Source organism: Porticoccus sp., from assembly GCF_041592135.1.
In the GTDB taxonomy this organism is placed as follows: domain Bacteria; phylum Pseudomonadota; class Gammaproteobacteria; order Pseudomonadales; family Porticoccaceae; genus Porticoccus.
This window is the reverse complement of record NZ_JBFHQR010000085.1, coordinates 1-10,112: the sequence shown is the minus strand read 5'-3', so window position 1 is coordinate 10,112 and position 10,112 is coordinate 1. Positions and strand designations below refer to the sequence as shown.

At 58.1% G+C, this 10,112-nt stretch carries 12 protein-coding genes; 5 read left to right on the top strand and 7 right to left on the bottom strand.

The window, feature by feature from the left end; all coding sequences use genetic code 11:
* From ABY948_RS08500 to ABY948_RS08485, 4 genes are all read right to left on the bottom strand, one after another.
* Positions 1–1,467, bottom strand: a 1,467-nt coding sequence (locus ABY948_RS08500) for a valine--tRNA ligase (RefSeq protein ID WP_461482102.1), incomplete at its 3' end; no start/stop codon positions are given.
* A gap of 84 nt (positions 1,468–1,551) precedes the next feature.
* Positions 1,552–2,028, bottom strand: a complete 477-nt coding sequence (locus ABY948_RS08495; RefSeq protein ID WP_461482101.1) for a hypothetical protein — start codon at positions 2,026–2,028, stop codon at positions 1,552–1,554.
* Between the two features lie 55 nt (positions 2,029–2,083).
* On the bottom strand, positions 2,084–2,509 hold the full coding sequence (locus ABY948_RS08490) for a DNA polymerase III subunit chi (protein ID WP_461482100.1): 426 nt from the start codon (positions 2,507–2,509) through the stop codon (positions 2,084–2,086).
* A complete protein-coding gene (locus ABY948_RS08485) occupies positions 2,506–3,993 on the bottom strand; it encodes a leucyl aminopeptidase (RefSeq protein WP_461482099.1) in 1,488 nt (495 codons plus the stop codon). Before ABY948_RS08485 ends, ABY948_RS08490 begins: the two co-directional genes overlap by 4 nt.
* A gap of 115 nt (positions 3,994–4,108) precedes the next feature.
* On the opposite strand from ABY948_RS08485, the gene lptF reads away from it, so the two are divergent.
* Positions 4,109–5,242: an LPS export ABC transporter permease LptF gene (gene lptF, locus ABY948_RS08480; protein WP_461482098.1), complete on the top strand. Its 1,134-nt coding sequence runs from the start codon at positions 4,109–4,111 to the stop codon at positions 5,240–5,242.
* Complete coding sequence (gene lptG / locus ABY948_RS08475) at positions 5,223–6,314, top strand: LPS export ABC transporter permease LptG (RefSeq protein WP_461482097.1); 1,092 nt, start codon at positions 5,223–5,225, stop codon at positions 6,312–6,314. Before lptF ends, lptG begins: the two co-directional genes overlap by 20 nt.
* A gap of 8 nt (positions 6,315–6,322) precedes the next feature.
* On the opposite strand, the gene ABY948_RS08470 is transcribed toward lptG, so the two are convergent.
* The 3 genes from ABY948_RS08470 to ABY948_RS08460 form a co-directional block, all read right to left on the bottom strand.
* Positions 6,323–6,787: an RDD family protein gene (locus tag ABY948_RS08470; RefSeq protein ID WP_461482096.1), complete on the bottom strand. Its 465-nt coding sequence runs from the start codon at positions 6,785–6,787 to the stop codon at positions 6,323–6,325.
* 53 nt (positions 6,788–6,840) lie between these two features.
* The gene (locus ABY948_RS08465) at positions 6,841–7,326 is read right to left on the bottom strand and encodes a hypothetical protein (protein WP_461482095.1); all 486 of its coding nucleotides are present in this window, start codon (positions 7,324–7,326) and stop codon (positions 6,841–6,843) included.
* 220 nt (positions 7,327–7,546) lie between these two features.
* Positions 7,547–8,140: a phasin family protein gene (locus ABY948_RS08460; RefSeq protein ID WP_461482094.1), complete on the bottom strand. Its 594-nt coding sequence runs from the start codon at positions 8,138–8,140 to the stop codon at positions 7,547–7,549.
* Positions 8,141–8,284: 144 nt separating this feature from the next.
* On the opposite strand from ABY948_RS08460, the gene ABY948_RS08455 reads away from it, so the two are divergent.
* The 3 genes from ABY948_RS08455 (at position 8,285) to ABY948_RS08445 (ending at position 9,997) form a co-directional block, all read left to right on the top strand.
* A complete protein-coding gene (locus tag ABY948_RS08455) occupies positions 8,285–8,929 on the top strand; it encodes a TetR/AcrR family transcriptional regulator (RefSeq protein ID WP_461482093.1) in 645 nt (214 codons plus the stop codon).
* A 64-nt stretch (positions 8,930–8,993) separates the two neighbouring features.
* The gene (locus ABY948_RS08450) at positions 8,994–9,269 is read left to right on the top strand and encodes a polyhydroxyalkanoic acid system family protein (RefSeq protein WP_461482092.1); all 276 of its coding nucleotides are present in this window, start codon (positions 8,994–8,996) and stop codon (positions 9,267–9,269) included.
* Between the two features lie 278 nt (positions 9,270–9,547).
* The gene (locus ABY948_RS08445; RefSeq protein WP_461482091.1) at positions 9,548–9,997 is read left to right on the top strand and encodes a DUF4118 domain-containing protein; all 450 of its coding nucleotides are present in this window, start codon (positions 9,548–9,550) and stop codon (positions 9,995–9,997) included.
* The last annotated feature ends 115 nt before the right edge of the window (positions 9,998–10,112 follow it).

Genomic DNA, 10,112 nt, shown 5'->3' with positions numbered 1-10,112 from the left:
GCCGGTGACCAGCACGCTGCTGGGGTGGAAGGTCTTGAGGAGTTCGACAATTTTCGGATCACCGCCGGCATTGGGCCAGCCCAGGGTGCCGAAGGTCCACAGCCCGGAGGAGAACCAGGTGTCCAGCACGTCCTCGTCCTGGGTCAGGGCGATATCGCCCAGGTAGTGATGCGCGCGCACTTCCTCCTCGCTGCGGCCCACGTAGACATTGCCCTCTTCGTCGTACCAGGCGGGGATGCGGTGGCCCCACCACAGCTGCCGGGAGATACACCAGTCCTGGATGTCGCGCATCCAGGAGAAATACATGTTCTCGTACTGCCTGGGCACGAACTGGATGCTGCCGTCTTCCACGGCGGCGATGGCCTTTTCCGCCAGCGGCGCGGTTTTCACATACCACTGGTCGGTCAGGTAGGGCTCGATCACCACCCCGGAGCGGTCGCCGCGGGGCACCTTCAGTTTGTGGTCGTCAATTTTTTCCAAAAGCCCCAGGGCGTCCAGGTCGGCGACGATCTGTTTGCGCGCCGCGAAGCGCTCCATACCCCGGTAGGCTTCGGGCACCTGCTGGTTGAGGTGGGCGTTGTGATCGAAGATATTGATCATCGGCAGGGCGTGGCGCTGGCCCATGTCGTAGTCGTTGAAGTCGTGGGCCGGGGTGATCTTGACACAGCCGGTGCCGAACTCCAGGTCGACGTAGTCGTCGGCGATGATGGGAATCTCGCGGCCGGTCAGCGGCAGGGTGACGGTCTTGCCCACCAGGTGTGCATAGCGCTCGTCATCCGGATTTACCGCCACGGCGGTGTCGCCGAGCATGGTTTCCGGGCGGGTGGTGGCCACCACCAGGAAGCCGCGGCCATCGCTGAGCGGGTACTTGAAATGCCACAGGGAGCCGTTTTCCTCCTCGGAAATCACTTCCAGGTCGGAGATGGCGGTGTGCAGTTTCGGGTCCCAGTTCACCAGCCGCTTGCCCCGGTAGATCAGGCCGTCCTGGTAGAGGCGGATAAACACTTCCTGGACGGCTTGGTAGAAGCCGTCGTCCATGGTGAAGCGCTCCCGGGACCAGTCCGGGGAGGCGCCGAGGCGGCGCAGCTGGCGGGTGATGGTGCCGCCGGATTGCTCTTTCCACTCCCAGACTTTGTCGATGAACCTGTCCCGGCCCAGGTCGTGGCGGGACACGCCATCGGCGTCCAGCAAGCGCTCCACCACCATCTGGGTGGCGATGCCGGCGTGGTCGGTGCCCACCTGCCACAGGGTGTTGTTGCCGAGCATGCGGTGGTAGCGGATCAATCCATCCATGATGGCTTCCTGGAAGCCGTGTCCCATGTGCAGGCTGCCGGTGACATTGGGCGGCGGGATCATGATGCAATAGGGATCGGCGGCAGTGTCGCCGCTGGGCTTGAAATAGCCATTGCTTTCCCAAGTCTGGTACCACTTCATTTCGATGTCTTGGGGGCTAAAGGTCTTTTCCATGTCTACTCGCAGGGGGCCGGGGCAAAACAGAGTGTTCCGCAGGGCTGGGCGGAACAGATGAAGGCGGGAATTATAATGATCAGGTCAGCCTTCGTCGACGTGGTTATTGAGGAGATGGTTGTCGAGAGGAGGGTTGTCGAGAAGATCCAGCTGCCCCTGTTCGATCATGCGGCGCAGGCGAGCGCGCAGTTTCTTTTCCAGTTTCGGCAGCTGTTCGGCGACCAGTTGTTCCAGCAGCTGTTCCAGCTCGGCATCACTGACCGGAAAGTCCCTGTCCTTGGCCGCGACCGGTCCGTCGGGGGCGGCCGGCTGGTCAAAAGCATCGCTGTCGATCGCCTGGGGCATGGGTGACTCGACGGCTGTCGCCGGCGGTTCTTCACAGGCGTCGGTGAGGATCGGGATATCGAGCTCGAGGTCGTCTTCCGGCAGCTCAACGGGCTCGTTCAGGAGGGGGATGTCGTGCTGGAACTCCGGCCCCTCGTGGAGGGCAAAACGCAACTCGTCGAGTTCCTCGATGAGATTCTTGCGGGTCTGTCCGGTGCCGCGGGCTTCCTGTGACAAGCTGGTTACCTCTGGCCAGAGGCCGCTTGGCCGGGTGGGGTCGGGGTCGGCGACATCACTCCGGTTTACTCAGATCGTGGTACTGCATGGGGTAGCCCCGGCTTTTCAAAAAGCTCCAGCGCTCACGTTTCTCGTCAATGACCTGTTGGTCATCGTAGACGATTTCAACGGCCTTCTCAAAGCGCGAAAACCAACCCGGCGCATGGCGGGAAAGGTTGATGAGGATACCGTGGTGCTCGCCGGGGTCGTCGCCGTGGCTGATGGCGATGGCCGATGTCGGCACTGTTTCAACGGCGTGGGGTAGAAAGGCGCTGGCCTTGAAGGACCAGAGCAACTGGTCCAGCTGTTGTGAGGTGGCCTCATCGGCGGTGTGCAGCAGTACCGGCAGGCCCTGTTGATGGGCCTTTTCCGTCAGGCGGCAGGCCAGTGCCAGCGCCGCCTCGAAGTTGCCGGACAGTTTGTAAAAATTGATGTGGGTCACTGGCCTGCCTGCTCCAGCAGGAATTGCATCAGCAGGGGTACGGGGCGACCGGTGGCGCCTTTGTTGGCGCCGCTGTTCCAGGCGGTGCCGGCGATATCCAGGTGTGCCCAGCGATAGTTTTTGGTGAAGCGACCGAGAAAGCAGGCGGCGGTAATGGTGCCGCCCTCGCGGCCGCCGATATTGGCCATGTCGGCAAAGTTGCTCTTCAGTTGTTTGTCGTACTCCTGCCACAGCGGCAGTCGCCACACCCGGTCGCCGCTGCTGCCACCGGCCGCCTCGAGCTGGCCGGCCAGCTCGTCGTCGTTGCTCAGCAGACCGCTGGCGTGGCTGCCGAGGGCCATCACACAGGCCCCGGTGAGGGTGGCGATATCGATCACCAGTGCTGGCTTGAAGCGACCCGCGTAGGTGAGGGCGTCGCACAGGATCAATCGTCCCTCGGCATCGGTGTTGAGAATTTCGATGGTCTGGCCGGACATGCTGGTGACGATATCGCCGGGTTTGGTGGCCTTGCCGCTGGGCATGTTTTCCACGGTGGGCACAATGCCGACCAGGTTGAGGGGCAGCTGGCACTCGGCGGCGGCGGCCAAGGTGCCGAGCACGCTGGCGGCACCGCACATGTCGTATTTCATTTCATCCATGCCGGCACCGGGCTTCAGGCTGATGCCGCCGGAATCGAAGGTCACGCCCTTGCCCACCAGCACCACCGGCTTGTCGCCGCGCTTGCCGCCCTTGTACTCCAGCACGATCAATTTGGCCGGTTGCTCTGTGCCGGCGGTGGCCGACAGCAGCGAGCCCATGCCGAGATCCTGCATCTGTTTCTCGGTGAGTACCTTGCAGCTCAGTTCGGTATGCTTACCCGCCAGCAGTTTGGCCTGGTTGGCCAGGTAGCTGGGGGTGCAGATATTGCCGGGCAGGTCGCCCAGTTCCCGGGCGCGGTTGATGCCGTTGGCGATGGCGGTGCCGCACACCAGGGATTTTTTGACGGCTTCGAGCCCCTTGCGGGAGGACAGTACCAGGGACACTTTTTTCAGGGTGCTGGGTTTTTTCTCCGCCGACTTGAAGGGGTTGAACAGATAGCTGGCCTCACCCAGCCGTCGGGCCAGCTGTCTGGCCAGCCAGGCGCTGTCGCGACCCTCGACGTCCAGACCCTCCAGGGAAAGGCAGGCGGACTTGATGGGCAGTTTGCAGAGTTGTGCCGACAGACCTGCGGCCAGCTCGAGGAACGATTGTTCGTTGAGGCGGTCTTTGCCTGTGGTAAAAATCAGCAGTCGTTCCGCGGCCAGGCCCGGCGGTTCACTGAGCAGCAGAAAATTGCCATCGGCCTGTTTTATATCACCTTTTTTGACCAGTCGACTGATCAGGCCGCCGGTGGCTGTATCTGCCGCTTTCAGCTCGGGATCATCGAGTCCCCGCTGGCCATAGGCAACGGCGAGGCATTCGGTTTTTCGGGTGACTAGCGGGCCGACAAGGGCATTAACTTCCATGACTTCTCCATTGGCTGAGAGAGTGGTAGAGAGTGCGAGACATCGGGAGTCTAATTCTGGATAATTGCCGCAACAACTCTTTTCAAGACGCTATAAGCATAACAGGGATAACTTCTTGCTGATATTTCGCTACTTGGCCCGGGACCTGATGGCCACCACTTTTGGTGTGTCACTGGCATTGCTGCTGGTAATTGTCAGTGGCCGGTTTGTGAAGTATCTGGCCGAGGCCGCCGCCGGTGAGCTGGATGCGGGGATATTATTCGCGGTGATCGGTTACCGCATTCCCGGCTTCCTGGAACTGATTCTGCCGCTGGCCTTCTTTCTGGGCATTTTGCTTTCCTATGGTCGCCTCTATGTGCAGAGCGAAATGACCATCATGGAGGCCTGCGGCATGTCCAAACACCGGCTGGCCCTTTACACGCTTATCCCCGGCCTGCTGGTTGCCCTGCTGGTGGCCTGGTTGAGTCTGTACGTCACCCCTGCCGGTCTGCGCAAGGCGGAAACCATCTTCTCTGCCCAGCGGGAGCGAGGGGATCTGGAAAGCCTCATGGCCCGGCATTTCCACCCGTTGCAGGGTGGCAAGGTGGTTACCTACACCGAAGAGGTGAGTAAGGACGGCGAAATGAAGGATGTTTTCCTGGCCGAGAACAACCCCGACGCGGAGGACGGCCACAACCTGGTATTGGTGGTGGCGGAGACAGGTCACCAGCGCCGTGCGGAGGGTGAACCGAGCTATCTGGTGCTGGAGCGGGGTTACCGGATACAGGGCGTGCCGGGCGCGGCGGATTACCAGATCACCCGCTTCGAAGAGTACGGGCAACGGCTCAGCAAGCCCAGCCCGCAGCGTCGCCGCGAAAAAGTCGACACCCTGCCCACGGGAGAGCTGCTTGGCTCGGATCAGACGCCGAAGGCCGCCGCACTGCAGTGGCGGTTGTCGGTGCCGGTATTGGTGCTGGTGGTCAGCCTGATGGCCATTCCCCTCAGCAGGACCGACCCTCGCCAGGGACGCTTTGCCCGGATGTTGCCCGCCGTGTTGCTGTATATCGTCTATCTGGTGATGTTGAACGGGGCGCGGGGAATGGCCGAGGACGGCAAAATCTCTGCCCTGATGGGGCTGTGGGGAGTGCACCTGGTGTTTATCAGTATCGCCTTTACCCTGTTCTACTGGTCCTGGCTACTGGGCTGGTTCAGGCAACGCGTTGAGGCCAGGAAATCTGCCAGGGTGGGAGGTGAAGGACTTGTTGGGTAACTATCAGCCAATGCAGCGGCTTTCCCGCTATGTTACCGCCTCGGTGCTGGGTTCCATCGCCATGGTGTTGTTGGTGATCGTGTCACTGGATGCCATTGGCGCGGTGATAGATGGCACCGGTGACATTGAGAAGGATTACAGCTTTCTGCAGGTGATGATCTATGTCGCCATTACCCTGCCGGGGCGGATTTACGGGAATATTCCCATGGCTTCCCTGATCGGTTGCCTGATCGGCCTGGGTGTTTTGGCAAATAACTCCGAACTGGTGGTAATGCGTTCAGCAGGCGTTTCCGTGCTGCGCATCGTCTGGTTTGTGATACGCCCGATCCTCTGGTTGATTCTGCTCGGCGCAATGCTCGGCGAATACCTGGTTCCCTATACCGACCAGTACGCGGAAAGCCGGCGCATGTTGTTGACCGGAGGAACCAGTGCCCAGGACAGCGAGAGCGGGTTCTGGAACAAGGAAGGCCAAGAATTCATGCATTTTAATGCGGTTTATCCGGGCGGCGTCCTGTTCGGGGTGACCCGTTACCGGTTCGATGAGAACCACCGGCTGCTCCAGGCCAGTTTTGCCGAGCGCGCCACCTATCAGGGTGGGAGCTGGCTGGAAGAGCGGGGTGTGATCACCAACTTTCATGACGAGAGCACCGAGGTATCGCAATTCGTGACCCGCGAGTGGGAAACCAAGCTGTCGCCCGAACTGCTCAATCTGATCGTGTTCCCGCCCAAGTCCCTGCCTATCGGCAGTCTCTACAACTACAGCGAATACCTTCAGGAGCAGGATCAGGATTCGTCAAAATATGAGTTGGCGTTTTGGGCCAAGGCGTTGCAACCCTTCACGATTGTCAGCCTGGTGTTGATTGCGATCTCATTCGTGTTCGGGCCATTGCGGCAGGTCACCATGGGCTATCGCATCTTTGCCGGGGTGCTGGTGGGCCTGATCTTCCGCACACTGCAGGACCTATTGGGTCCGGCCAGTGTGGTTTACGGCATTCCACCGCTGTTGGCAGTGGGCACACCGGCATTGATCAGTGCCCTGATCGGTTTGTGGATGTTGCGTCGAGCGGCCTAGTGGCACGCTCATTTGGATGGTTTGGGCAACAGTACGGTGCGAGTGTGACTCCATCTGTCGTGCCAGCAATCCCCCTGCCGATCCACCAGACACCACAGGTAACCGGCGCCGAGTGCGGCCAGTGACAGCGGTGCCAGCAGGCAGCGCAACCAGCAGTTTTGCCAGCTCGCGGTGCCGCCATCTCTCCCCTGTAGCTGCAACCGCCAGGATTTCATGCCGAGGGTTTGTCCGGAGCGCTGCCAGCACCAGGCGTAAAAAAATGCCCAGCAGAAACAGAGCCCCGCGAGTATGAGAAATTGCACTCCACCGTGGGGGGGCTGCAGGGTGTCGTCCCCGGACAGTTTGCGCAACAGGAAGACCACCACGCCGTAGGCAAAGGTGATGCCCAGCAACAAAAAGCCGTCGTAGATCATCGCCATCAGCCGCCTGATCAGGGTTGCCGGGGGCAGTGGGGTTTGTGGTTTAGAAGTCAAAATGGAGTCCCGCCGTGGTTGTGGGCGGGGAGTTTAGCAAAATTCTGTAACCATCAGAATTCGTAGGACAGGCCGATTTCCAGTTCGTCTGAACTGAGGCGGAGATCGTAGTCGAGTTCCCGGGTGATCCGGCCTCGTCCGTCCAGGTCAGGTATGTGCCTGTTGTCGTGAAAGTGTTCCCTGCGCTGTCGATCCCAGTAGTCTTTCAAGCCTCTTTTCAAGAACATTTGCAGGGCCTTATCGCCTTCGACAAACTCGTTCCGCTGATAGCTTTGCAACCATTGATAATTCAGGGCGCGATGCTGGGCATTCATTGACTGCGAGCGGATGTCTTCGGCGCGCTGGCTCAGTTGTCGGTTGTTTAGCGTGCTGAAGCCGGGGTGTTGGCGGCTGTCGCCCCGATAGAGGGTGCTCGGCGCCAAAAACTCATCGGATAGGGCTTTCGGCCAATGGGGTTGGCACAGGCACAGTGCCAAGCCGAGGACGTAAACGAAGTGCGGCCCTTTGCGGCAGATAATCTGTGCCAGTTCCACGTTCATACTCTGTTACACACCCATTCAATGTTCCAGCAGTTCGCAGGGGTAACGCAGTGGTACTACAGATAAATTATAGTGGGCATTTGGCAGTTGGGGGGTGGCGGAGACGGATCGGCCGCAAGGGGCGAAAAAAAAGGCTGCCTGTGAGGGCAGCCTATAAAATCAGGCCTATGGGAGGTGGCCTGTGGCACTAGTTGCTCTTGCGAGCAAGGGGGGGGTAAACCTATTCTGTCGCTGTTTCCGGTTTTGCGGCAGTTTTAGTGGCCGCGGGCTTCCGGGCGGGTTTCTTGGGGGCGGGAGCCGGTTTTTCCTCGGCGGCCTCCTTGGAAACCAGTGCAGAAACCGCACCGATCAATTCATCCAGTTTGCTACTCAGTTCTGACAGCTTCTCTTCCTTGCCGAAAGAGGGCATGCTCGGCATGGTGGGCAGTGTCGGCATGGTCAGTTTGGAGGAGACCTTGCCGCGAATTTCATCCACCTTGGCACTGATATTCGCTTTTACCGCATCTTTTTTCAGGTTCTTGCCCTGAATTTTCAGCTTCTCACCCTGGGCTTTCAGCTTGTCACTTTGGGTTTTCAGCTTTTCACCAGCCTCTTTCAGCTTGTCACCGGTTTGGTCCAGCTTGGTTTTCGCATCGGCTTCGATTTTTGTGCCGCGCTCTACCAGGTCGTCAAAATAGCGACGAGTTGAGTCGCTCATTTTTTCGTAGCCTTCCTGGATATTGTTCAGTCCGTGTCCATAAGCGCCAAGCCCGGCCAGCCAGATCTTGCGCGCCAGCTCTTCGGTCTTGTCAATAGCATTCTTAATCTCTGCCATAGTAGTATCTCCGGTAGCAGTTGAAAGTGAGCGTTTTGCTCTTAACTTTCAGCCAGAGTAGAGAGAATTTTTAGAAAACGCATACTAAAAACCGAGGTTTTTTCAAAAAGATGCAACTTTTTTTGCGACTGACGGAATGGCTTCATGAAACGGCGTGAACATATTCTGGTGGTGAGTCTGGCGCTCTTTAACACGGAGGGTGAGGCGAACCTGTCAGCGGTGGATATCGCCAACGAGCTGGATATCAGTCCGGGCAACCTCTACTACCACTTCAAGGGCAAGGACGAGATCGTTGCCGAGCTCTACGAGCAGTTTGAGCGGGGCATGGAGCTGCTGTTGCAGGAGGGGCTGGAAGCCCGATCGAGTCTGGAGGAATACTGGCTCCACCTCTATGTGATCTTTGAACACATTTACAACTACCGGTTTTTTTTCCGCAACATCACCGATCTGTTGCAGAAGTATCACGGCATCGAGTCCCGTTTCCGGCGACTGATGGAGCAGCAGTCCCGCTGGGTGAAGCAGCTGTTGACTGGCTTGCTGGATGAGGAGGTCATTGTCGACCCGCATATGGTGGCGGCGCGGGTCGAGCACCTGACGGACAATATCATGTTGCTGTTCACGCACTGGTTCCAGTTTCAAAACCTGCGCAATCGCAAGCTCGGCCAGCACGATTTTATCCAGAGTGCCATTCTGCAGATCATGACACTGCTGGCGCCCTACATGGGAAATTTGCAGTTACAGTTCATGGAAGCCTGTCTCAACCTTTACCAGCGGGAAAAACAGGACTAGCATCGGCGCCCTTGCGGGAGCCCGCTGAGGCGGCACCTATAAGAAAGATGAAGGGGAGGAGTAAATGAGCCAGATTCGTATCAAACGCCACCACAGCATGGACCGGGAACAGGTGCGCAGTATGACCCAAGAGCTGGGTGAAAAGCTGAAGGGCAAATTTGGCGGCAATTACCAGTGGGAAGGGGATATGGTCCACTACCAGTACAGCGGTGTTGACGCCAGGGTCAGCTTTGATGAAACGACGTTGCAGGTGGATGTCAAACTGGGGCTGTTGATGGCCGCCCTCAAGGGAATGATCGAGTCGGAGGTCAATAAATACCTGGATCAGCACGTCAGCTGAGCGGGTTTTTCCGGGATGAAGTTTGCCTGTCGGGTTGCCGGGCAGGCCTGAGGATAGTGAGGTGGTACCGGAGGCCGGTCTCGAACCCACGGTTTGGAAGCGATTCCAGGGGGAGGGTTATTGAATCCGGCAAGGCAAGGTGTACCGCCTGATCGGACCACAGGTTTGGGTTCGTCGTTTCGTTTCGGTGCCGGGTTCTCTATCTCATCTGGTCACACAGTGTTAACAAGCCCTAATCGGCCAAGACCGTTCTTTTTCACTCACAACTAGAACTGACAGTGCAAAAAAAATCACCTGGAAACACCAAACCCAGCACTCTGGGGCGACGCGTTAAAGATTATGGCTTTGCCATGACGGCGGTCATCATGGCTACTACCATCGCCATTCCTATGGAATGGTTGGTCTCAAACGCCAATCTGGCCCTGATTTATGTGTTGTTTGTCATGTTTACGGGGCTGAAACTGGGTTCGAGACCAGCAATATTGGCCTCGGTGTTGTCTTTCCTAAGTTTTGACTTTTTTCTCACAGAACCCAGATATACGTTTCAGGACATTTGTCAGGATGAACTTACCATACTGGTTTTTCTCCTGGTGATTGCGGTGGTGTGCGGTGCAGCGGCTTCCAGGATTCGTCACCAGCTGATCCTGCTTCGGGAGTCCAACCGGTATTTGGAAGCGATGCGAGTATTGAGTCAGGCGTTAACAGCCCGAGGTACCCACGACTTGTAGACACTCTGTATAGTTAGATTGACCTATATGGAGGTGCTTACCATGGCACGTAAAAAAACACAGGCTTATACCGAGGAATTCCGTCGTGAGGCGGTAAAGCGAGCCGAAAAAGAAG

Coding starts and splice junctions, on each gene's coding strand:
- ABY948_RS08485 (WP_461482099.1), bottom strand. CDS start 3,993: ATGGAAGTTAATGCCCTTGTCGGCCCGCTAGTCACCCGAAAAACCGAA.
- ABY948_RS08465 (WP_461482095.1), bottom strand. CDS start 7,326: ATGAACGTGGAACTGGCACAGATTATCTGCCGCAAAGGGCCGCACTTC.
- ABY948_RS08460 (WP_461482094.1), bottom strand. CDS start 8,140: ATGGCAGAGATTAAGAATGCTATTGACAAGACCGAAGAGCTGGCGCGC.
- ABY948_RS08455 (WP_461482093.1), top strand. CDS start 8,285: ATGAAACGGCGTGAACATATTCTGGTGGTGAGTCTGGCGCTCTTTAAC.
- ABY948_RS08450 (WP_461482092.1), top strand. CDS start 8,994: ATGAGCCAGATTCGTATCAAACGCCACCACAGCATGGACCGGGAACAG.